At 70.5% G+C, this 20,361-nt stretch carries 23 protein-coding genes; 14 read left to right on the top strand and 9 right to left on the bottom strand.

The genetic code is table 11. From position 1 onward, the window contains the following. Positions 1 to 9: 9 nt before the first annotated feature. Both FLX08_RS20750 and FLX08_RS20745 read left to right on the top strand, forming a co-directional pair. The gene (locus FLX08_RS20750) at positions 10 to 624 is read left to right on the top strand and encodes an XRE family transcriptional regulator (protein ID WP_142620540.1); all 615 of its coding nucleotides are present in this window, start codon (positions 10 to 12) and stop codon (positions 622 to 624) included. A 121-nt stretch (positions 625 to 745) separates the two neighbouring features. Beyond that, on the top strand, positions 746 to 1,615 hold the full coding sequence (locus tag FLX08_RS20745) for a class I SAM-dependent methyltransferase (protein ID WP_142620539.1): 870 nt from the start codon (positions 746 to 748) through the stop codon (positions 1,613 to 1,615). A 59-nt stretch (positions 1,616 to 1,674) separates the two neighbouring features. Here FLX08_RS20745 and FLX08_RS20740 read toward each other — a convergent pair whose 3' ends face one another. Next, the gene (locus FLX08_RS20740) at positions 1,675 to 2,559 is read right to left on the bottom strand and encodes a LysR family transcriptional regulator (RefSeq protein WP_142620538.1); all 885 of its coding nucleotides are present in this window, start codon (positions 2,557 to 2,559) and stop codon (positions 1,675 to 1,677) included. A gap of 103 nt (positions 2,560 to 2,662) precedes the next feature. Here FLX08_RS20740 and FLX08_RS20735 point away from each other — a divergent pair, with 103 nt between their 5' ends. The 6 genes from FLX08_RS20735 (at position 2,663) to FLX08_RS40735 (ending at position 7,210) form a co-directional block, all read left to right on the top strand. Beyond that, the gene (locus FLX08_RS20735; protein WP_142620537.1) at positions 2,663 to 3,529 is read left to right on the top strand and encodes a 4-hydroxy-tetrahydrodipicolinate synthase family protein; all 867 of its coding nucleotides are present in this window, start codon (positions 2,663 to 2,665) and stop codon (positions 3,527 to 3,529) included. A 55-nt stretch (positions 3,530 to 3,584) separates the two neighbouring features. Continuing rightward, entirely contained in the window at positions 3,585 to 4,070 is a 486-nt protein-coding gene (locus FLX08_RS20730; protein WP_142620536.1) for a MarR family winged helix-turn-helix transcriptional regulator, read from the top strand. Positions 4,071 to 4,161: 91 nt separating this feature from the next. Further along, the gene (locus tag FLX08_RS20725; protein WP_208761561.1) at positions 4,162 to 5,607 is read left to right on the top strand and encodes an MFS transporter; all 1,446 of its coding nucleotides are present in this window, start codon (positions 4,162 to 4,164) and stop codon (positions 5,605 to 5,607) included. Positions 5,608 to 5,945: 338 nt separating this feature from the next. Beyond that, positions 5,946 to 6,155, top strand: coding sequence for a hypothetical protein (locus FLX08_RS20720; RefSeq protein ID WP_142620534.1), 210 nt, complete (start codon positions 5,946 to 5,948; stop codon positions 6,153 to 6,155). Positions 6,156 to 6,267: 112 nt separating this feature from the next. Further along, positions 6,268 to 6,633 (top strand): ClpX C4-type zinc finger protein, encoded by a 366-nt coding sequence (locus FLX08_RS20715; RefSeq protein WP_142620533.1) that lies wholly within the window; start codon positions 6,268 to 6,270, stop codon positions 6,631 to 6,633. 403 nt (positions 6,634 to 7,036) lie between these two features. Beyond that, positions 7,037 to 7,210: a hypothetical protein gene (locus FLX08_RS40735; protein WP_167530504.1), complete on the top strand. Its 174-nt coding sequence runs from the start codon at positions 7,037 to 7,039 to the stop codon at positions 7,208 to 7,210. A gap of 536 nt (positions 7,211 to 7,746) precedes the next feature. Here the strand turns inward: FLX08_RS40735 and FLX08_RS20710 are convergent. Beyond that, the gene (locus FLX08_RS20710) at positions 7,747 to 8,181 is read right to left on the bottom strand and encodes an ester cyclase (RefSeq protein ID WP_142620532.1); all 435 of its coding nucleotides are present in this window, start codon (positions 8,179 to 8,181) and stop codon (positions 7,747 to 7,749) included. Between the two features lie 173 nt (positions 8,182 to 8,354). Between FLX08_RS20710 and FLX08_RS20705 the strand changes: the two genes are divergently transcribed. Then, positions 8,355 to 9,329, top strand: a complete 975-nt coding sequence (locus FLX08_RS20705; protein ID WP_142620531.1) for a GlxA family transcriptional regulator — start codon at positions 8,355 to 8,357, stop codon at positions 9,327 to 9,329. Further along, on the top strand, positions 9,326 to 9,949 hold the full coding sequence (locus tag FLX08_RS20700; RefSeq protein WP_142620530.1) for a DJ-1/PfpI family protein: 624 nt from the start codon (positions 9,326 to 9,328) through the stop codon (positions 9,947 to 9,949). Before FLX08_RS20705 ends, FLX08_RS20700 begins: the two co-directional genes overlap by 4 nt. 98 nt (positions 9,950 to 10,047) lie before the next feature. Here FLX08_RS20700 and FLX08_RS20695 read toward each other — a convergent pair whose 3' ends face one another. The 6 genes from FLX08_RS20695 to FLX08_RS20670 all read right to left on the bottom strand — a co-directional run bounded on the left by FLX08_RS20695 (position 10,048) and on the right by FLX08_RS20670 (position 14,710). After that, a complete protein-coding gene (locus tag FLX08_RS20695) occupies positions 10,048 to 11,073 on the bottom strand; it encodes an LLM class flavin-dependent oxidoreductase (protein WP_244312782.1) in 1,026 nt (341 codons plus the stop codon). A 105-nt stretch (positions 11,074 to 11,178) separates the two neighbouring features. After that, complete coding sequence (locus FLX08_RS20690) at positions 11,179 to 11,811, bottom strand: DUF2306 domain-containing protein (RefSeq protein ID WP_244312781.1); 633 nt, start codon at positions 11,809 to 11,811, stop codon at positions 11,179 to 11,181. 302 nt (positions 11,812 to 12,113) lie between these two features. Further along, positions 12,114 to 12,608, bottom strand: a complete 495-nt coding sequence (locus tag FLX08_RS20685) for a GntR family transcriptional regulator (protein WP_142620528.1) — start codon at positions 12,606 to 12,608, stop codon at positions 12,114 to 12,116. Positions 12,609 to 12,663: 55 nt separating this feature from the next. Continuing rightward, positions 12,664 to 13,170: a GntR family transcriptional regulator gene (locus tag FLX08_RS20680; RefSeq protein ID WP_167530503.1), complete on the bottom strand. Its 507-nt coding sequence runs from the start codon at positions 13,168 to 13,170 to the stop codon at positions 12,664 to 12,666. 87 nt (positions 13,171 to 13,257) lie between these two features. Next, the gene (locus FLX08_RS20675) at positions 13,258 to 13,920 is read right to left on the bottom strand and encodes a JAB domain-containing protein (protein WP_142620527.1); all 663 of its coding nucleotides are present in this window, start codon (positions 13,918 to 13,920) and stop codon (positions 13,258 to 13,260) included. Positions 13,921 to 13,972: 52 nt separating this feature from the next. Next, entirely contained in the window at positions 13,973 to 14,710 is a 738-nt protein-coding gene (locus FLX08_RS20670) for a GntR family transcriptional regulator (RefSeq protein WP_142620526.1), read from the bottom strand. A gap of 221 nt (positions 14,711 to 14,931) precedes the next feature. On the opposite strand from FLX08_RS20670, the gene FLX08_RS20665 reads away from it, so the two are divergent. The 4 genes from FLX08_RS20665 to FLX08_RS20650 all read left to right on the top strand — a co-directional run bounded on the left by FLX08_RS20665 (position 14,932) and on the right by FLX08_RS20650 (position 18,737). Beyond that, on the top strand, positions 14,932 to 15,144 hold the full coding sequence (locus FLX08_RS20665) for a hypothetical protein (RefSeq protein WP_244312780.1): 213 nt from the start codon (positions 14,932 to 14,934) through the stop codon (positions 15,142 to 15,144). Positions 15,145 to 15,488: 344 nt separating this feature from the next. After that, on the top strand, positions 15,489 to 16,403 hold the full coding sequence (gene dapA, locus FLX08_RS20660) for a 4-hydroxy-tetrahydrodipicolinate synthase (RefSeq protein WP_142620525.1): 915 nt from the start codon (positions 15,489 to 15,491) through the stop codon (positions 16,401 to 16,403). 101 nt (positions 16,404 to 16,504) lie between these two features. Further along, positions 16,505 to 18,190, top strand: coding sequence for a ribonuclease J (locus FLX08_RS20655; protein WP_142620524.1), 1,686 nt, complete (start codon positions 16,505 to 16,507; stop codon positions 18,188 to 18,190). Positions 18,191 to 18,239: 49 nt separating this feature from the next. Then, entirely contained in the window at positions 18,240 to 18,737 is a 498-nt protein-coding gene (locus tag FLX08_RS20650) for a DUF402 domain-containing protein (RefSeq protein WP_208761560.1), read from the top strand. A gap of 61 nt (positions 18,738 to 18,798) precedes the next feature. Here FLX08_RS20650 and FLX08_RS20645 read toward each other — a convergent pair whose 3' ends face one another. Next, a complete protein-coding gene (locus FLX08_RS20645) occupies positions 18,799 to 20,361 on the bottom strand; it encodes a DHA2 family efflux MFS transporter permease subunit (RefSeq protein ID WP_142620523.1) in 1,563 nt (520 codons plus the stop codon).

Below are 20,361 nucleotides of genomic sequence, written 5' to 3'. Positions count from 1 at the left end.
GGGCATACGATGTTGCCTGTGACGCAAGAAGATGGGGCGCTGGACAGCCTCGTACGCAAACGGATCCGCGCACTGCGCGTCGCACAGGGCTGGTCGCTGGAAGAACTGGCCACCCGCGCCAACCTCAGCCAGTCCTCGCTGAGCCGGATCGAGAACGGACAACGCCGCCTCGCCCTGGACCAGCTCGTCACCCTCGCCCGCGCCCTGGACACCACCCTCGACCAGCTCGTGGAGAACGCCGCCGACGACGTCGTCATCAGCCCGATGATCGACGGCGCCCACGGCCTGATGCGCTGGCCCATAAAGGGCGACCCCGGCATGAGTGTCATGCGTCAGCGCATGACCGAGCCTCCGCCCGGCAATCCCGCCCGCATGCGCGCCCACCCCGGCCGCGAATGGCTCGTCGTGCTCTCCGGCACCGCGATCCTCATGCTCGGCCACCGCCGGTTCCGCATCGAGACCAACCAGGCCGCCGAGTTCCCCACGATGATGCCGCACGCCATCGGAGCCGAGGGCGGCCCGTGCGAGATCATGGGCATCTTCGACCGCGATGCCCGCCGCGGCCACCGGCGCGACGCAGGCGAGACCGGCGAGTGCGACGGCGCGCAGGGCCCCTGCGAGTAGCACCCTCGCGAGTGAGGAGTTGCGCCGCCACATTTGCGCGGCGGGCAGCACATCGAGCCACCTTCTTGCGTATCTCGCAAGGAGTTGTGCCATAGGCGCATGGGGTGCTTACGGTGATGTCATGACCCCAGCGCACGAGCACACCCCGCACCACGGCTCGCACGGCCGCCACCAGGAGCACGACGACAGCGGCCAGGCAGAGATCCTCGACCTGGACGCCGAGGTCCTCGCCGAGCACACCGCATCCATCACCGCCTGGCTGCCGCTGAAGGTCGAGCCGCGCCAGATCGTGGACCTGGGCTGCGGCACCGGCGCGGGCACCTTCGCGCTCCTCGAAGGCTTCCCCGAGGTGCACGTTACCGCGGTCGACGCCTCCGTCGGTCATCTGCGGCTCCTGCGTGAGAAGGCATGCGCCCGCGGCGTCTCCGACCGGGTGCGCACCGTGCAGGCCGACCTCGACACCAGCCACTGGCCCGACCTCGGCACACCGGACCTGGTGTGGGCATCCGCGTCGATGCACCACATGGCCCACCCCGACCGCGCACTGCGGAGCGTCTACGAACTTCTCCCGCCGGGCGGGCTGTTCGCCGTCGTGGAGCTGGACGGCTTCCCCCGCTTCCTGCCCGCCGACGCCCCCGAAGGCCGGCCGGGACTCGAGGAGCGCGCCCACAGAGCGACCGACAGATTCCACGCTGAACACGTCCCGCACCGCGGCGCCGACTGGGGGCCGATGCTGGCCGCCGCCGGCTTCACCGTCGAGGACGAGCGCACCGTCACCGTCGACATCGAGGGCAACCGCAGCGAGGCCATCGGCCGCTACGCCCACCGCAGTCTGCAACGCCTCCGCGGCGCCGCCGCACCCGCACTCAGCCCTGAGGACCTCGCCGCCCTCGACGAACTCCTGGACGTCGACAGCCCGCACAGCATCCTGCGCCGCGACGACCTCGCCGTACGCACCGAGCGGACCGTCTGGGCCGCCCGCCGCACCTGACCCCCGGGCTCCCCGCCTGCCGGGCGGCAAGCGCGCCCAACCTTCAGGAACCACTCGTACTACCGGACGGCGGAACGCAGGGCCGCGATCAGCGCGACGACGGCGGGGTGGCCGCCGGCGCCCCGGCGGAAGGCCACACGGGTGCGGCGGCGCATCGACAGCGCGGTCAGCGTGACGCCTTCGGGCGGGTCGGCGGCGCCCAGCTCCGGCACGAGCGCCACGCCCTGCCCGACGGCGACCATCGCCAGGACCGTGGCGAAGTCGTCGATGTGGTGGCGTACGCGCGGGGAGAAGCCGGCCGCCTGGCAGGCGCGCACGGCCATCACATGGCAGAGGGTGCCCGGAGTCGAGACGATCCACGGCGCGTCGCGGCAGGCGAGGAGCGTGGCCGCGTCCCCCTCTCCGCCGCCGGGGCGGATGGTGGCCAGATACATGGGTTCGTCGAGAAGGGGGACGGCGTCCAGGGCGAGATCGGGCTCGGCCGGGACGAAGTCGTACTCGTGGACCAGGGCCACATCGAGCTCACCGGCGCGCAGACGCGGCGCGACCTCGGCCGGGTCGACCTCGTCCACCATCGGGTCGAGGCCCGGATGGGTGCGGGCGAGCGCCGCCAGGGCCGAGGGCAGGATGGCGCGGGTCGCGGTGGGGAAGGCGCCGATCCGCACGGTCCCGGATAAATCCCCCTTGGCTGCGGCGAGTTCCGCCGCCGCCTGCTCCAGCCGTTCGAGCACGGCCTCCGCATGCCGTACGAGTGCCACTCCGGCGGGGGTGAGCGCGACCCGGCGTCCGGTGCGCTCCAGCAGGGCGACCCCCGCTTCGCGCTCCAGCGCGGCGAGCTGCTGGGAGACGGCCGAGGGAGTGAACGTCAGCGCCTCGGCCACCGCGGCGATCGTGCCCCGGTAGGCGAGCTCGCGAAGCAGGCGGAGCCTGCGGACGTCGAGCATCAGCGCGGGCGAGATGGGTGGGCGTCGAGCATCAGTTCAGCTTAACGGTTTCGACAGAAAGGCGAACTGGACCTACATGCTCGGCCGCCGGAAGGATCGCGGTATGACTCTTTCCGGCATCCATGTCCCGCTCATCACCCCGTTCGCCGAGGACGGCGAGATCGCCTTCGACGCGCTCGAAGACCTGGCCCGCGGCGTGCTCGACGACGGCGCGTCCGGGCTCGTCGCGCTCGGCACCACCGCGGAGGTCGCCACGCTGACGGGGGAGGAGCGGCGCGCGGTCATCGAGATCTGCGGCCGGGTCTGCCGCGAGCGGGGCGCCACGCTCACCGTCGGCGCTGGCTCGGCCGACACCCGGAGCACGGCCGAGGCGCTGCGCGCGCTCAAGGGGGAGGCGGACGCGGCGCTGGTGACGGTGCCCGCGTTCGTCCGGCCGTCCGAGGCCGGCGTGCTCGCCCACTTCGCCGCGCTGGCCGAGCAGACCCCGGTGCCGCTGGTCGTCTACAACATCCCCTATCGGACCGGGCAGACGGTGGGCGCGGCCACGCTGCGGCGGCTGGGCGAGCTGCCCATGGTGGCCGGGGTCAAGCACGCGGTCGGCGGCGTCGACCTCGACACGGTCGCGCTGCTCGCCGACCCGCCGGCGGACTTCGCGGTGCTCGCCGGGGACGACCCGTTCCTGTCCGCGCTGCTCGCCCTGGGCGCCTCCGGCGGCATCCTCGCCTCCGCCCATCTGTGCACCCGTGAGTTCGCCGAGCTCTTCCGGGCGTGGCGGGCCGGCGACGTCGAGCACGCCCGATCCCTCGGTCACCGGCTGTCGCTCATGTCGGCGGCCATGTTCGCCGAGCCCAACCCGACCGTGCTGAAGGGCGTCCTGTACGCGCAGGGCCGCATTCCCACGGCCGCCGTACGGCTCCCGCTCGTCCCGGCGAGCGCGGCGTCCGTCGAGGCGGCCCTGCGGACGGTGTGACGGGGTGTGACCTTTGCGGATAATCCGCAAGTGGACGAATTGGTAGCCTGGACGCATGACCGCCATGGCGCCCTCGCGTGACGAGCCCGACCTGTCCTTCCTGCTCGACCACACGAGCCACGTGCTGCGAACGCGGATGGCGGCGGCTCTCGCCGAGATCGGCCTGACGGCGCGCATGCACTGCGTGCTCGTCCACGCGCTGCAGGAGGAGCGTACGCAGATCCAGCTCGCCGAGCTGGGCGACATGGACAAGACCACGATGGTGGTCACCCTCGACGCCCTGGAGCAGGCCGGTCTCGCCGAGCGCCGGCCGTCCAGCACCGACCGGCGGGCCCGGATCGTCGCGGTCACGGAGAAGGGGGCGCAGGTGGCGAAGCGGAGCCAGGAGATCGTCGACGGGGTTCACCGGGACGCCCTCGCGTCGCTGCCCGAGGAAGAGGCGGAGGTGCTCGTACGCGCGCTCAACAGGCTGGTCACGGGGCACCTGGCCAGTGCCGTGGAGGCGCCACAGCCGGTCAGGCGGGCGCGCCAGCGCGGATGATCGGTCCGTAAGAGGCCGATCCGTAAGGGATCGTCTACAACAAAACTATCTGCTACGGTTCCTTCTGTTCCTCATGAACAGGAGGCGACTCATGTCGCGGATATCCCGATCCCGTCTGCTCGTGCTGGGCGTGCTGTCCGCCACGATGCTGATGACGGTGCTCGACGGCAGCATCGTGACCGTGGCCATGCCCGCCATCCAGCGGGACCTCGGCTTCGCGCCCGCCGGGCTGAGCTGGACCGTCAACGCCTACCTCATCGCGTTCGGCGGACTGCTCCTGCTGGCCGGCCGGCTGGGCGACCTGATCGGCCGCCGGGCGATGTTCCTGGCGGGCAACGTCGTGTTCGCCGCCGCGTCCCTGCTGGCCGGAGCCGCCGGCAGCCCGGGGATGCTGATCGGCGCCCGGTTCCTCCAGGGTGTCGGCAGCGCCATGGCCTCGGCGGTCGTGCTCGGAATCCTGGTGACGACCTTCACCGACGCGGGGGAGCGGGCGAGGGCGATCGGCGTCTTCAGCTTCACCGGCGCCGCTGGGGCGTCACTGGGCCAGGTGCTCGGCGGAGTCCTCACCGACGCGCTGGGCTGGAACTACATCTTCCTGATCAACGTGCCGATCGGCCTGGTCACGATCGTGCTGGCGCTCCGGGCGCTCCCGGCCGACCGGGGGCTCGGCCTGTCGGCGGGCGCGGACGCTTTGGGCGCCCTGCTGGTCACGGCCGGTCTCATGCTGGGCATCTATGCCGTGGTTGAGATCGGCGCTGTCCAGATCGAGCGATATGGCCTGCGCTCCCTGTGGTTCGGTGTGTTGGCGCTCGTGCTGCTGGCCGCGTTCCTCGTCCGGCAGGCCACCGCCCGCACCCCGCTCATGCCGCTGCGGATCCTCCGCTCGCGCGCCGTCGCCGGGGCCAACCTCGTGCAGGTCCTGACACTGGGCGCGATGTTCGCCTTCCAGGTCGTCGTGGCGCTGTTCATGCAGCAGGTGCTCCGCTATGGCGCGCTCGACACCGGTCTGGCCATGCTCCCCGCGGCGCTGTCCATCGCCGGGGTGTCGCTGTTCGCGTCCCCGCGGCTGAGCACCCGCTTCGGCGCCCGTGCCGTGCTGCTGGGCGGCCTGGTGCTGCTGATCGGCGCGATGGCCTGGCTCACCCGCGTGCCGGTCGACGCCCGTTATGTGACCGATCTGCTCCCCGCGATGGCGCTCATCATGGGCGCGGGACTGGTGCTTCCGGCGCTGACCGCGCTCGGCATGTCCGACGCCCGCTCCGACGACGCGGGCCTGGTCTCGGGGTTCTTCAACACGACCCAGCAGGTCGGCATGGCCGCCGGCGTCGCCCTGCTGTCCACGCTCGCCGCCTCCCGTACGGAGGGGTTGCTGGCGGGCGGGGCGAGCGAGGCGGTCGCGCTGACCGGCGGCTACCGGCTGGCCTTCACGATCTCCCTCGCCCTGCTGGTCGGCGCTTTCGTGGTCGCGTACGTCGTCCTGCGGCGGCCCGGGGCGGGCGTGGAGCAGGCGGCGGAGCTTCAGCCCGAAGAAGTCTGAGGGCAGCCTGGCCCCGGCCGAGCGCCCGGTGACTTCAACGCTGTGACTCCAACGCTGTGACTCCAAATCTGTGACTCCAACAAGGTGGTCCCCGGCTGTCACCGGCCGGGGGCCGTGGGGCGTCTTCTCCCGTGCGACCAGTGTTCACGGAGGCAACGGTGGGCGTCCCCTCGCAGGCCATGCGCGCGCCCCTGGCGCGGGTGACCACCCGCGCCGGCCTCCCGCACCGGCTCGCCCGGCCGGTGAGTGACGGTGACCGCGCCCCCGCGCGACCGGCTTCCGTACGGCGGCGCATTGGTCGCCGGTCTGTCCCCCGACCACGCCCCGACCACGGAGCCATGGTGGATTCCCAGACCGTTCTCGTCCTCGCCGGGGCCTTCTTCGGCATCTGGCTCGTCTTCGACTACATACGCAACTACCTGTCCAAATGCCCCAAGTGCAAGGGAAGCGGCACGCTCAAGGCCACCTGGTGGTCCGGGCGCTACCGGCCCTGCCCGCGCTGCGGCCGTAAGGGAGAGGTCCCGCACGCCTTCGGCCCCAAGAGCTGAGCCGGCGGGCGCGGTCGCCTTCGAGTGATCGGTTGTCAGGCTGCTCCTGACGGAGTAGCATCTGGCGTGCGCGTCAGGAACAGCCTGACATATCACCCCCCTTGGAGGCGTCATGCCTGCTCCTTCGCTGGCGGACCAGGACATCCGCTGTTCGTTCTGCTCCAAGCCGAAGACCGCCGTGGCCAAGATGATCGCCGGTGCCGGCGTCTACATCTGCAACCAGTGCGTCGGACTCTGCGTCGAGATCCTGGCGGCCGAGTCCATCGAGGCTCCGGAGATCCCGTACACCGAGAGCATGACCGACGAGCAGATCCTGGAGTTCCTTCCGCGGATCGCCGAGGTCGGCGCGCAGGTCGAGGACAACCTGAAGGTCTGGGTCCAGCGGGCGCGCGACCGGGGCGTCACCTGGGCCAGGATCGGCGCCGCACTCGGCATGACCCGGCAGTCCGCCTGGGAGCGGTTCTCCGGCGAGGAGTGACGCTCGCTCAGGGAGATTGCCGGTGCGGTCTGTCGTCGTGGCCCGCATGACGGACCGGTCCTTTGGACCGGTTCCATTGGCTGAACGCTCCCGAGTCCGACGGGATCGGGTGAATGTGAGCGCGTGACGCTGGACCCCGGTTGCGATGCACATGCTGTGCCATTTGACGGCTGATCAGCACATTTGAAGGCGAGGCCGGAGTGCGCCCCGTGGTGGTGTGTTTGACGCTGGCCGCTCTGTTGTCGGTCTCCGCCTGCTCGGGGGGCGGCTCTGCGCGAAACGGCGCGTCGGACGGCTCGGTGAAGCGCGCCGTCGCCGGGTGGGGGGAATTCCCGGCGAGCCGAAGCCGATCCGGATAGTCGGCAGCCGATACGGCGTGCGGGAGTGGGCTACGGATCGCGGTTTGGCGAAGCTCCCCACCTGGACGTTCTTCACCGACTCCGGCGGAACGGCCGAGTGGCCGGCACTCGCCCCCGACGCGTTCTGGAAGCTGGGCGAGCTGCGCTCCTCCGTATCCGTGCAGGTGACATCTGCCGGTCCGGAGCAGACCAGCCTGTCCGCGACCGTGCGGCAGTGAGCAATTCTCTTCACGGGTGCGGCAGGGAGAAGCAGGGGCGGCGGCGCCCGCCAGGACGGAAGGGCCACGCGCTGGGCATCCAGCCGGACGGCAGCGGACTGTATGCGCTGACCGATTCGGGGGAGAGCAAGGCGAGCCTCGCCTCCAGCTACCCGGAGCTCGACGCGCAAGTGCCGACGGTGGTGAAGCAGGCGCCCCGTGGAGAGTTCACCAGCCGCGCGATAGACAGCCCTCCGTGGTGGGGCGGCGCACAAATAGTGTCGGACGACACCGGGGCGAGATGCACGGCCGGCTGGCCCGTCCACTCGACGAGTAACTCCAATTATCACTACATCCTCACGGCGGGCCACTGCGGCCGCCCGTACGAGAACTGGCGCAACGGCAACAGGTCACGCTCGATCGGCCGGGTGGTCGGCGAGCACCAGGGCCACGACCTGCTGCTCATCGATGCGCCCGACCATGTCGGCTACGAGATCTACCCGGCTACGACCGGTCGTCGCGGTCGCTCCCCCCGTGGGGCCGTCATCGCCCGGGGATCAGGATTGCGGCGGCGGTTCGAGGTTGATGCCGAGCTGGGAGTAGAGCTCCAGCTGGTCGTAGTAGTCGCGATCAGTGACGATCTTGCCGTTCTCGACCGCGCAGGCGCAGCTGCCCCGCACGGTTATACGACGGCCCGTCGCGGGAGCCACCCCGCCGCCCGGCAGCAGGAGCGCGCCCATGTGCGTGCCGGTCATCGTGTACTCCGTGAAGGCGGGGTCCTCACAGGGGGCCTTGTACCAGGCGGTGTAGTAGATGTCGGGGAAGACCTTGCAGAGGTCCTCGTAGGCCCAGGCGATCTGCTCATGGCCCTCCGCGATGCCCGCCGGGCTGATGTACACGGCGTCGGGCGCGTAACAGTCCATCACCTCGTAGAGGTCGTGGCTGTTGATCGCGGCGAAGAGCCTGTCTTTGAGTTCTCGAGCGCTCGGCATCGTCCCGGCCACCTCCTCGGCGCCCCGACTCCCGGCGGCGCCGCAAAGCCTGGTTCAAATCTAACGCCACTTTGTAGCCAGGTGTCCGGCCGGGGATGACGCTTCTGGTTATGGCCTGATGTGCAATATCCGTGTCGTTGACGCCATTCAGCGCTGGTCGCAAGCATTGAGGCATGCAGCGACGCGTGGTCATCGTGATCTTCGATGGCTTCCAGATGTTCGACCTCGCCGGGCCGGCCGACGTCTTCACCACGGCCAACCTGCTCGTGCCGGAGGGCGGCTATCGGCTTGAGGTGACGGCCGTGCGAGCCGGGGCCGTACCCGCTCAGAACGGGATCACGACCCTCGCGGAGACCCCGCTGGGCGAGGTCGCGGGGCCGATCGACACGCTGCTGGTCGTGGGCGGGCTGTCGATGCCGGAGCACCTGTGCGATCGCGAGCTGGTCGCGGGCATCACCCGGCTGGCGGCCGGGGCCCGGCGCGTCGCGTCCGTCTGCAACGGCAGCTTTCTCCTCGCGGAGGCCGGGCTGCTCGACGGCAGGCGCGCGACCACCCACTGGCTGGTCGCCGGTGAGCTGGCCGACCGCTACCCGGACGTCGAGGTGGACGCCGATCCCATCTACATCCGCGACGGGAACGTCTGGACCTCGGCCGGGGTCAGCTCGGGCGTGGATCTCGCCCTGGCGCTCGTGGCCGACGACCACGGCCACACGATCGCCCGGAACGTCGCCCGCGGGCTCGTGGTGTACCTGCACCGTCCCGGCGGGCAGAGCCAGTTCAGCGCCCCCATGCGGGCCGCCGTCCCACGTGCCGAGCCGCTGCGCGAGATCCAGGCGTTCATCGACGCCAACCCGGCAGAGGACCTGAGCGTGCCCGCGCTCGCCCGGCGGGCCGGGATGAGCGAGCGGCACTTCTCCCGCGTCTTCACCGAGCAGACCGGGGTCTCACCCGGCAGGTACGTCGAACGCAGCAGGGCCGACGCCGCCCGGCGGCTGCTGGAGACCACCGCTCATCCCCTGGACCGGGTGGCCAGGGAGTCGGGACTCGGCGTCCCCGAGACCCTCTATCGGGTCTTCCGCCGCCATTGGCGCGTCTCACCCGGCGACTACCGCCGCCGGTTCCGGTCGAAGGAAAGCAGCAGATCATGAACATCGCGATCCCCCTCTATCCCCGGTTCACCGCGCTCGACGCCGTCGGGCCTTACACGGTGCTCGCCTTCGCGCCGGGCTGCACGGTCACGTTCGTCGCGGCCGAGCCCGGGCCCGTGCTCGACGACCGGGGAAGCCTCAGCCTCGCGGCCACCGCGTCGTACGGCGACCTGCCCGCGCCGGACGTGGTCGTCGTGCCGGGAGGGCCGGGGACGATCGAGGCACTGTCCGACACGGAGTTGCTGAGCTGGATCGCACGGGCCCACGAGGGCACCCGGTGGACGACCTCGGTGTGCAGCGGCTCGTTCCTGCTGGGCGCGGCGGGGCTGCTGAAGGGCCGTAGGGCGACGACCCATTGGGGATGGCTCGACCAGCTCGCCGGGTTCGGCGCCGAACCGGTCAGCGAGCGCGTGGTCGTCGACGGCAAGATCGTGACGGCGGCGGGAGTGTCCTCCGGCATCGACATGGCCCTGAGCCTGCTGGCCGCGACGCACGACGAGGAGACGGCGCAGACCGTGCAGCTCGCGATCGAGTACGACCCGCGCCCTCCCTTCGACGCCGGCAGCCCGAAGACCGCCCCGGCCGGCCTGAGCGACAAGGCGTTGGCCCTTATCAACTGAGCCGTTCCATGGCTACGGACAGGAGCACGTCGAGGCTCGGGACGCCGAAACAGCCGTGGCGAAGCGGACGACCACCTCACCCCACGACCGGAGGAGCCTCACCGTCCGACCCTGTCGTGGGTCGCCAGCCGAGTTCGGGCCCCAGCCTCGTGGCGATATCGGTGAGGAGTCTGCACGTAGTCCTCGTGGTCGAAGGTGAACGGCAGCGCGAACGCGACCTCGTCGATCTCCCGGAAGGCGGCGTGCGCGTACAGTCGCTCGGCGATCTCGGCGGAGCTGCCCACGAGGTCGGGCGCGAACATCATGCGGGCCGGTCCCTGCGGTGTGGCGGTGCGGGGCGCTCGCTTGGCGGCGTACTCCTCGTATTTGGCCCGCTGCTCCGGCGTCGCCGTGTCGGTGGGGATGACGACCAGCCCCTGGGAGACGCGGCCCTTCTGGCCCTGGGGGTGGCGGTCGCGGAACTCCCGAATGTGGGAGAGCTGGATCTCGGCGAAGTCCTCCGACTCCTCCGCCTTGACGACGCTGCTGGTCAGGAAGTTCATGCCGTGTTCGCCCGCCCATCGGGCCGAGCGGAGGCTGGCGCCGCCGTACCACATGCGATCGCCCAGCCCCGGCGAGTGCGGCTGGACCCGGTCGGAGAAGACCTCGAACCCCTCGGTGCCGCTGAAATCGGTGACCGGCTCGCCGCGTACGAAGGACAGCAGCCGGCGCACTCGCTCGTAACCGAAGTCCTCCAGGTCGGCGGTGTCGGGGTGGAGCGCGTCCTTGACCTGGTCGTAGTGCATCGGCGGCCCGACGCTGACGCCCGGGTTGAGCCGGCCCCCGGACAGGATGTCCACCGTGGCCAGGTCTTCGGCGAGCCGCAGCGGGTTCTCCCAGCCGAGGGGGGTGACCGCCGTCCCCAGCTCGATGCGGGTGGTGCGCTGGGAGGCCGCCGCCAGGATGGCGACGGGGGAGGAGATGCCGTACTGCAGATGGCGGTGCCGCACCCAGGCGCTGTCGAAACCGAGCCGCTCGCCCAGCTCGATGATCCGCAGAGTCGACTCGTGTCCCGGGCGCGGGTCGTCCCCGTCGAACAGCCCGATGGTCAGAAAACCCAGCTTGCGCAGTGGTTGTGTGGGCACCGGCATGATGATCTTCCTCCTCTTTATCCAAGACCAACCAGGAATGAGGGGAAATAATTGCCGGGGCCCGGCGGCTCCGCAACACCGCCTTGACGCCTCGCTGGTCTATGACCGGCCGGCCCGTGTGCTGACCGGCCAGGCATAGCCCGCGCGGCGCCGCCTGATGACGGTCTCGGCCACGATCAGGTTGACGACCCAGCCCAGCGTCTGGCCGACCGGGATCATCGAGTTCGCGAGCTCTCCCATCGCTTCGGCTCCGCGGAAGGGGACCTGCACCACCAGGAGCAGGGGAACGAGGACGCGCGCGGTGACGGCGAGGAACGTCAGGGCGTAGTTGCGCATCATCCAGTCGCGGTGACTGCCGAAGTCGCGCTCGCGGGCGGCCCGATAGGCGAGGCCGCCGGTGAGCAGCCACAGGACGGCCGCCGTCGTGAGGCCGATCTGCGTCACGAGGCGGCCCGACCACAGCGCGACCGTGATCGTGGCCAGCGCGGACGGCAGCACCCCGGCGAGGAGATAGGCCCGGCCGAGCGCCCGGTGGACTCGCCTGCGCGCCCGCACCTTGGGCATGAACTGCAGGGAGCCGAGCACCAGCGCGACCGCGGCGGTCCAGATGTGACCGACCAGAACGTAGTAGTGCAGGCTGTCGCGCACGTCGAGGCGGCTGTCGTCGATATCGAGGCCCGCGTAGGGATAGACGAGCACCGAGGTCGCGATGACCGCGACGATGAAGACCACCCATGCCGTTCGCCTGCGTATGGCCCGGAGCCTCGCAGGCACAGGCCGTTCGCGGCATCCGCCCGTGGTTGGCCGCACACGTACGCAGACGGGTGTGCGGCCCGCGCGGGCGGTCCTTCGACGGCGGCAGCCGGAGAACACGGCCGGCCGGACGACTCCCCTCATGCCCGAGGATGCGCGCGGATGTCGTCCTGACCCGTACGTAGCCCGGCTGCGGATGCTGCGGCGGGACGTGGACCAGGCGCGCGCGGAGGACCTGCGGATCACGTGTCGATGCGACGGTGCCGGGGCCGCTTGAGCTCTCAGTTGACGTCGCCGGGTTGGCTGGGCCGGCTCTCAGGTGGGGACACATAGGTTCCGCGCTGGGGAACGGTGTAGACCCACCCTTCCTCTCGAAGTACGGCCATGGCCCGTCGCACGGTTTCGCGGGCCACGCCATGTCGTTGCACCAGGGTCGCCTCGCTGGGTATCGGACGGCGGGGCGCCAGGCTGCCCTGTCGTATCAGCTCGACGATTTCATGGGCGATCTGCCGGTAAGCAGGGGTCGAGCGAGGTGCCGCCGCAGTGTCGACGTCGGAGTTGCCGGCGAACGTGCCCCGGCCGTGGACCGTGTATACGAGACCCTCATCCCGAGGCAGCCGCAGGGCCCGGCGTGCGGTTGTCCGCGCGACCCCGAACTCGCGCTGAACGGCCGCCTCGCTGGGGATCGGCGAGCCGGGCGCGAGGTCTTCGATCCGCCCACGCAGGATCTCGCTCACCTGAAGGTAGAGATGCGTGTCGCCGTCGTGGTCAAGCACGCCACCACGTTAGGAGCCGGCCGTCCCTGTGCGACGCGTTTTCTTGAGTCGCGGGTCAGTCCTGCGGCCAGTTATCCGGAGATGACACATAAGTGCCGCGGTGGGGGACGGTGAAGACGTAGCCGTGATCCCGGAGGAATCCGACGGCCAGCCGCACGGTCACCTTGGCCACGCCGTACTGCTCCATGAGCGCCTTCTCGCTGGGGATGGCGCGGTTCGGCTTGAACTCCTGCCGGCGGATGCGCTGTGCGACCTCTTCGGCGATCTCTTGGTAGAGGGGCTTCTTTCGACGCACGCGCGGAGCGGCCTGATCGCCCACGAATGTGCCCTCGCCCTGAACCGTGTAGACGAGACCCTGCTCGCGTAGCTCCCGAGCGACCCGGCGTGCCGTCGTCCTCGCTATGCCGTATTCGGCCTCGAGTTGCGCCTCGCTCGGCATCGGATTGCCGGGGGCCAGCTCGCCGCTGTCGATGCGTTCGCGGAGGATCTCGGCAATCTGCTTGTAGACAGGTACAGGTCCATCTCGGTCGAGCACGATCAAACCATAGACCGAAACAGACATTCTCGCACAAAATAGTACAGCTTAAGAAACCGGCAGATACGGGCGAGTAGACCGGTGGTAACGGCAGAACTTATAGTATCCATCCTGCTACTCCTCCGGCGGGACGCGGCGCCAGGCGGTGTCGGTGACGATCACGTGGTCGAGGAAGCGGAGGCCGACGGTGTCGGCGGCCTCGTGGAGGCGGGCCGTGACCTCGACGTCGGCGGGGCTGGGGTCGAGCGATCCGCTCGGGTGGTTGTGGGCGAGGCCGAACGCGGCTCCGCCGGAGAGGAGGACGGTCGTGACGATGTCGCGGACGGGTGCGGGCGTGTGGTCGCTGCCGCCCTCGGTGACCACGGTCCGGCGCAGCACCGCGCCGCGGCCGTCGCATACGACCACGACGAGCCGCTCGCGCGGCTGTCCGTGCAGCAGGGGAGCGGCAGCCGAAGCGATGTCGGCCGAGCAGGTGATCCGGCTTCGCTCCGGCTCCGCCTGGGCCCGCCGTACGAGATGGAACGCGGCCGCCACGCGGGCGGCCTTGGCGGGGCCCACGCCTGGGACGGCGAGCAGCCGGTGGGCCTCGGAGCGGGCAAGCTCCCCGAGATCGCCGCAGTGGGCGATGAGCTGGGAGGCGAGTTCGACGGCGCTCACGCCCCTGCTGCCCGAGCCGAGCAGCAGGGCGAGCAACTCCCTGTCGGCGAGCGCGGCGGCTCCCGACGCCAGCAGCCGCTCACGCGGCTGGTCGGCCAGGGGCATGTCCTTGACGCGCATCGGCACCTCCGGATGGGGGATCCGGATTGGTTGTACCAGTGGGCACCGACAGTCAGAGGGGGCTGGGAATGCCGTAGACCAGCCGGAATCTGTCGCCGGGAACCACGGCGTCGCTGGTCTCGACCGGGCGCTCCCCGGTCCAGTACGTGCGCTCGATCTGGAGCACCTGGACGCCGGCGGGCAGCTCCAGCAGGTCGCTCTCGGTCGGCTGGGGGACACGGATGAGCACGGTCTCGCTGATCTCCGTGACGGGCAGGCCGCTCGCCGCGAGCCGGAAGGCCGCGCTCCTGCGTTCGTACGTGCCCTCCTCGGGCGCCTGGCTCTGCCCGGGCTCGACCGGTTCGTACGAGGTGAGCAACTGCACCGGGCGGCCGTCCCCGCGGAAGACGTAGCGGGTTCTGATCACCGGGCTGCATTCCCCGATGCGCAGCCGACGGGCGATGTCGGGAGGAGCGTCGGCGAGCTCGCTGCGCCAGCTCCAGCTGGGTTGTCGGCCGCCCGCCTGCATGTCGCTCGCGAAGGCGGCGTGCGGTTCGGGATAGCGGCTGCGGTGGAGCGGGAGCAGGATCGGTTTCTCCCGCACCCGGTGGCCGGAGCCCACCCGGCCGATGATGAGGCCCTCCTGGGCGAGCACGCGCAGCGCGTGGCGGGCGGCCGTCTCTCCGACGCTGTATTTCCGGGTGATCTGGTGCCGCGAGGGGATCGGTGCGCCCGGGGGGAGCGTGCCGTCGACGATCTGGCGGCGAATGTCCTCGACTACGCGCAGGTAGACCGGATCAGAGTTTGCCATCAATCCATCCCTGAGGGGGTGACGGGTCCTCCAAATCTTGGCGTATTCGCCGGGCGACCGAGAGTGACGGGGATGGCCTGTGACTCCAACTTTGCCTGGTGAAAGGGCTGCTAATGGGTGATTGTGCCGCTAAGCGGCCAGGTGCTGATATTCCCCTCCCGCCGCCCTATCACGGTATCCATGCCAGCCCTCCGCGAGACGGGCACAAGCGGATCAAGTGGATGAAGCCCACCAATCGCAGCGATCGCGTACGGGTGCGCCGCCACACGTGTGAGTGCAAGCCGACGATCTACGAGCTGTGCTCGGCGGGCGGCGTGTTCTTCATCCGGCGGACGATCCGGGGGAAGAACGTGGAGATCCGCGAGACCGAGCGGCTCGTCGCCGCGCGGATGGAGGACCTGTGGGTGAGGCTCCTCTCGGGTGAGGTCCACTGACCCGGTCGCGGTTTCCGCCGGGTCCTGCCACCCGCCCCGAAGGTCCGCGACGACCTCCGAAGCCCCCAGAAGACTCCACGCGGACCCCCCGAAGATCCCTGAAGACCCCCGAAGAGCCTTAGGAGGTGCAGAAGGCGCCGTTCACGGCCTTCCGGAAAAATCTCGCCAGCGGCGTGTAACGTCCGCGTAAGACGCGGCGATTCTCGGTTAGAGGTCGCTGATGTGTGTACCCCCGAGCACATATCGGCGGCCTCTTCCGCTGTCGGCGCCGCCCACGGGGCGGTACAGGACATAACGGGGTGGCGAGGTCCATCACTCCAGCGGATCCGGGTACCGTTCGGTCTATGGCATCGCCTACCGGAACCTCCGACGCCCCCTTCGGCCGCACGCTGACCGCGATGGTCACACCGTTCACCTCTGACGGCGCCGTCGACTACGAGGGTGTCCAGCGGCTCGCCGCCTATCTTGTGGACGAGCAGCGCAACGACGGCCTGGTCGTCAGCGGCACCACAGGGGAGTCCCCCACCACGTCCGACGAGGAGAAGGACCGGATCCTGCGCGCGGTCGTCGAGGCCGTCGGCGACCGGGCCACCGTCGTGGCCGGTGCCGGCACCAACGACACGCGGCACAGCGTCGAGCTGGCCAGGGCCGCCGAGCGCGCCGGTGCGCACGGTCTCCTGGTGGTGACCCCCTACTACAACAAACCGCCGCAGGAGGGCCTGCTCCGGCACTTCACGGCCGTCGCCGACGCGACCGGCCTGCCGGTGATGCTGTACGACATCCCGGGCCGAGCCGGGGTGCCCATCACGATCGAGACCCTGTTCCGGCTGGCCGAGCACCCGCGCATCGCCGCCGTCAAGGACGCCAAGGGCGACCTGTTCGCGGGCTCGCAGGTGATGGCCTCCACCGACCTCGTCTTCTACTCCGGCGACGACCTGCTGAACCTGCCGTGGCTTTCTGTCGGCGCGGCCGGGTACGTCAGCGTGGTGGGCCACGTGGTGGGCGCGGAGCTGGCCGCGATGGTCGACTCCTACCGGTCCGGTGATGTCGAGAACGCGTTGGCCGTCCACCGTCAGCTCCTTCCGGTGGTCTCGGCGATCATGACGCGCACCCAGGGGGCGATCATGGTCAAGGCGGCCTTGAAGCTGGTGGGCCAGGACGCGGGATACGTCCGGCCGCCGCTCGTGGACGCCACGGAGGAGCAGACGACAGCGCTTCGGGAGGACCTCATCACGGGGGGCCTCAAGCTTGTGGACTAGATCAGCAGATGGAGCCGAATGAGCGACTTGACCAGAAGGAACGACGATAGGGAACGGCGCGTGAGCGCGCACGGCGAGCGGCTCGGAGCGGAGGGCGCGGAATGAGTCATCCGCATCCCGAACTCGGACCGCCTCCGGCACTGCCGGAAAACGGCCTGCGCATCGTCGCGCTGGGCGGCCTCGGTGAGATCGGCCGCAACATGGCGGTGTTCGAGTATGACGGCCGCCTGCTCGTGGTGGACTGCGGCGTGCTGTTCCCCGAGCCCGACCAGCCGGGCGTCGATCTCATCCTGCCCGACTTCGACTACATACGGGGGCGGCTCGACGACATCGAGGCGCTCGTGCTCACGCACGCCCACGAGGACCACATCGGCGCGGTGCCCTACCTGCTGCGGGAGCGGCGCGACATCCCGATCGTCGGCTCGCGGCTGACGCTCGGGCTCATCGAGAGCAAGCTGACCGAGCACCGGATGCAGCCGGTCAAGGTCGAGGTGGTCGAGGGCGAGCGGCGCTCGTTCGGGCCGTTCGAGTGCGAGTTCGTCTCGGTCAACCACTCGATCCCCGACGCGCTGGCCGTGGCGATCCGCACTCCGGCGGGCCTCGTCCTGCACACCGGCGACTTCAAGATGGACCAGCTTCCGCTGGACGGGCGGCTGACCGACCTCGGGGCGTTCGCCCGGCTCGGGGCCGAGGGCGTCGACCTGCTGATGTCCGACTCCACCAACTCGGAGGTGCCGGGCTTCGTCACCAGCGAGCGGGAGATCGCGCCGGTCATCGACGACGTCTTCCGCAGCGCGACCAAGCGGATCATCGTGGCGAGCTTCGCCTCGCACATCCACCGCGTGCAGCAGATCATGGACGCGGCCGAGAAGCACGGCCGCAAGGTCGCGCTCATCGGCAGGTCGATGGTGCGCAACATGGGCGTGGCGCGCGAGCTGGGCTACCTGAAGGTGCCCGGTGGCCTGCTCGTGGACTCCCGGGAGATCGAGGAGTGGCCGCCGGAGGACGTGGTGCTGATCTGCACCGGTTCCCAGGGCGAGCCGATGGCGGCGCTGTCGCGCATGGCCAACCGCGACCACCCGATCAGGATCGCCGAGGGCGACACCGTCCTGCTCGCCTCGTCGCTCGTGCCGGGCAACGAGACGGCGGTCAGCAAGGTCATCAACGGCCTCAACCGCTGGGGCGCGCGGGTGGTCCACAAGGGCAACGCGCGGGTGCACGTCTCCGGCCACGCCGCCGCGGGCGAGCTGCTGTACGTGCTCAACCTCACCAAGCCGTCCAACTTCATGCCGGTGCACGGCGAGTGGCGGCACCTGCGGGCGCACGCCGGGCTCGCCGAGCTGACCGGCGTGCCCCGGGAGAACATCGTGATCGCCGAGGACGGCGTGGTCGTCGACCTCGTCGACGGCCAGGCGAGGATCACCGGCGCGATCCCGTGCGGGTACGTCTTCGTGGACGGCACCTCGGTGGGCGACATCACCGACGTGGCGCTCAAGGACCGGCGGATCCTGGGCGACGAGGGGTTCATCTCCATCGTCGTCGTGGTGGACTCCACCACCGGGAAGCTCACCGGCGGCCCGGAGATCACCGCGCGCGGCTCGGGCATCGACCCCGACGCGTTCGACGCGGTCATCCCGCAGATCGAGGTCGCGCTGCAGGAGGTCGCCGCGTCCGGAGTGGCCGACGAGCTGCAGATCCGCCGGACCATCAGGCGTACGGTGGGGCGGTGGGTGAGCGACACCTACCGCCGCCGCCCGATGATCATCCCGGTGGTCGTCGAGGTCTGACGGGTTATCCCGTTGTACTCGGAGACGGGCGTGGCGTAGCGTCCCGCCCGTGTCCGAGGTGAGGATCATCTACCGCAAGTACGGCGGGTCACTGCACTGGCACCAGTACGCGCGGGTGCTGGGCGAGGACGAGCACGGCGTCTGGACCGGCTGTCCCCCGGGCACCGTCGGCCGGCGGGGGAACGAGCCACCGGTGGTCTGGGAGGACGCGTTCGTGATGCTGTTTCCCCGGGGCGCGTGGTGGACCGCCACGTTCAACGCCCGGCCCAACAGGTGCGCGATCTACTGCGACGTCACCACGGTGCCCGTCCACGGCGACGGCCGGATCACGATGGCCGACCTCGACCTCGATGTGCTCCGGATGCGCGACGGCCGGGTGATCCTGGACGACGAGGACGAGTTCGCCGTCCACCAGGTGCGGTACGCGTATCCGGAGGAGGTCGTCCGCCAGGCGGAGCGGTCGGCCGCCTGGCTGATGGAGGCGGTGGCCGCGCGAACCGGCCCCTTCGGCGGCGCCCACCACCGCTGGATGTCCCTCGTGACGTGATCGGCCTCGTCTGGCGGCGCCGGCGCGGGCGGGGACGCCCCAGGCGTGAGCGGCCTGCACCTCAGCGGACCGTGACCGTGCCCTCGGCGGGCTGCTGCCCGCCGGTCTCCTCGTCCCCGGTCTCGGGGATCACCTTGGGCACGCCGCGCAGCGCGAACGGCACGGCGACCGCGAGCACGAGCAGGACGGCCGCGCCGGTCAGCACGGTGACGTGGATGCCCTCGACGAACGCCTGACGGGCGGCCCGGGCGACGGCCCCCGCGGCGTCGCCCGGGAGCGTGGCGGCGACATTCAGCGCGCCCGCCAGTGTGTCGCGGGCCTCGGCCGCGGGCCCGCCGGGCAGGCCGGGCGGAAGCACCAGGCCGTTCCGGTAGGCGCTGGTCAGCACGGTGCCGAGCACGGCGATGCCGAGCGCGCCCCCCATCTCGTGCGCGGTCTCCGAGATCGCGCTCGCCGCGCCGGCCCGCTCCTTGGGCACGGAGGCGAGCAGCGTGTCGCCGGTCACCGCGAACGTGAAGCCCATCCCGACGCCCTGGATGAGCATGGCGACCAGCATGTAGAGATAGGGCGTCTCCGTGTCGATCCGGCTGAACAGGATGAACCCGATCGAGGTCAGCACCAGCCCGAGGCTGACGACCGGCCCGCGGCCCAAGCGGTGCACGAGCACGCCGGACAGCGCGCCGCCGACGCCCCCGGCGAGGCCGCCCGGCATCCCGGCGAGCCCGGCGGTGAGCGGCGACCAGCCCATGACGAGCTGGAAATACTGCGCGAAGACCACCGACATGGCGAGCATCGCGAAGACCGCGACCAGTTCGGCGCCGACGGTGGCCGCGAACGCCCGCCGCCGGAACAGCGTCACGTCGATCAGTGGCTCGGCCAGCCGGGTCTGCCTGCGGACGAACACGACCAGTGCGGCGACCGCGACCACGGCCGCGACGATCACCGGGGCCTGCGCGACGCCTCCGGTCGTGGCCTCCTTCATCGCGTAGATCAGGCCGAGCACGCCCACGGCGGACAGCGGAACGCTGACGAGGTCGAGCCGTCCGGGACGGGGGTTGCGCGACTCGGGCAGCACGACGACCCCGGCGGCCAGGACGGCCACGACGACGGGCACGTTGATCAGGAAGACCGAGCCCCACCAGAAGTGGTCGAGCAGCAGGCCGCCGACGATGGGCCCGAGGGCGAACCCGATCGCGCCCACGCTGCTCCAGATGCCGACCGCGGTGGTCCGCTCCTTCGGGTCGGAGAACACGTTGCGGATCAGCGACAGCGTCGAGGGCATGATCGTCGCGCCGGCCACACCGAGGAGCGCGCGGGCGGCGATCAGCAGCGGGGCGTTCGGCGCGTACGCCGTGAGCACCGAGGTCGCGCCGAAGGCGGCCAGGCCGGCGAGCAGCAGGCGTTTGCGCCCGATCCGGTCGCCGAGGTTGCCCATGGTCACGAGCAGCGCGGCCAGCGCGAAGCCGTAGATGTCGGCGATCCACAGCAACTGGGTGGCCGAGGGCGCCAGGTCCTCGCCGAGCTTCGGCAGGGCGAGGTGCAGCACGGTGAGATCGAGGGACAACAGGAGCATGGCCAGGCAGGCGACGACCAGGGTGCCCCATTTGCGGGAGGTGTCGTTCAT

The sequence above is a fragment of the Microbispora hainanensis genome, from assembly GCF_006874475.1.
Taxonomy (GTDB): domain Bacteria; phylum Actinomycetota; class Actinomycetes; order Streptosporangiales; family Streptosporangiaceae; genus Microbispora; species Microbispora hainanensis.
Note: the sequence above shows the minus strand (reverse complement) of the source record. Positions and strands in the feature narration are given on the sequence as shown.

Coding starts and splice junctions, on each gene's coding strand:
- FLX08_RS20750 (WP_142620540.1), top strand. CDS start 10: ATGTTGCCTGTGACGCAAGAAGATGGGGCGCTGGACAGCCTCGTACGC.
- FLX08_RS20680 (WP_167530503.1), bottom strand. CDS start 13,170: ATGTCTGTTTCGGTCTATGGTTTGATCGTGCTCGACCGAGATGGACCT.
- FLX08_RS20740 (WP_142620538.1), bottom strand. CDS start 2,559: ATGCTCGACGTCCGCAGGCTCCGCCTGCTTCGCGAGCTCGCCTACCGG.
- FLX08_RS20655 (WP_142620524.1), top strand. CDS start 16,505: ATGAGTCATCCGCATCCCGAACTCGGACCGCCTCCGGCACTGCCGGAA.
- FLX08_RS20645 (WP_142620523.1), bottom strand. CDS start 20,361: ATGAACGACACCTCCCGCAAATGGGGCACCCTGGTCGTCGCCTGCCTG.
- FLX08_RS20710 (WP_142620532.1), bottom strand. CDS start 8,181: ATGCCGAGCGCTCGAGAACTCAAAGACAGGCTCTTCGCCGCGATCAAC.
- FLX08_RS20745 (WP_142620539.1), top strand. CDS start 746: ATGACCCCAGCGCACGAGCACACCCCGCACCACGGCTCGCACGGCCGC.
- FLX08_RS20735 (WP_142620537.1), top strand. CDS start 2,663: ATGACTCTTTCCGGCATCCATGTCCCGCTCATCACCCCGTTCGCCGAG.
- FLX08_RS20720 (WP_142620534.1), top strand. CDS start 5,946: ATGGTGGATTCCCAGACCGTTCTCGTCCTCGCCGGGGCCTTCTTCGGC.
- FLX08_RS20665 (WP_244312780.1), top strand. CDS start 14,932: ATGAAGCCCACCAATCGCAGCGATCGCGTACGGGTGCGCCGCCACACG.
- FLX08_RS20700 (WP_142620530.1), top strand. CDS start 9,326: ATGAACATCGCGATCCCCCTCTATCCCCGGTTCACCGCGCTCGACGCC.
- FLX08_RS20715 (WP_142620533.1), top strand. CDS start 6,268: ATGCCTGCTCCTTCGCTGGCGGACCAGGACATCCGCTGTTCGTTCTGC.
- FLX08_RS20725 (WP_208761561.1), top strand. CDS start 4,162: ATGTCGCGGATATCCCGATCCCGTCTGCTCGTGCTGGGCGTGCTGTCC.
- FLX08_RS20730 (WP_142620536.1), top strand. CDS start 3,585: ATGACCGCCATGGCGCCCTCGCGTGACGAGCCCGACCTGTCCTTCCTG.
- FLX08_RS20705 (WP_142620531.1), top strand. CDS start 8,355: ATGCAGCGACGCGTGGTCATCGTGATCTTCGATGGCTTCCAGATGTTC.
- dapA (WP_142620525.1), top strand. CDS start 15,489: ATGGCATCGCCTACCGGAACCTCCGACGCCCCCTTCGGCCGCACGCTG.
- FLX08_RS20670 (WP_142620526.1), bottom strand. CDS start 14,710: ATGGCAAACTCTGATCCGGTCTACCTGCGCGTAGTCGAGGACATTCGC.
- FLX08_RS20675 (WP_142620527.1), bottom strand. CDS start 13,920: ATGCGCGTCAAGGACATGCCCCTGGCCGACCAGCCGCGTGAGCGGCTG.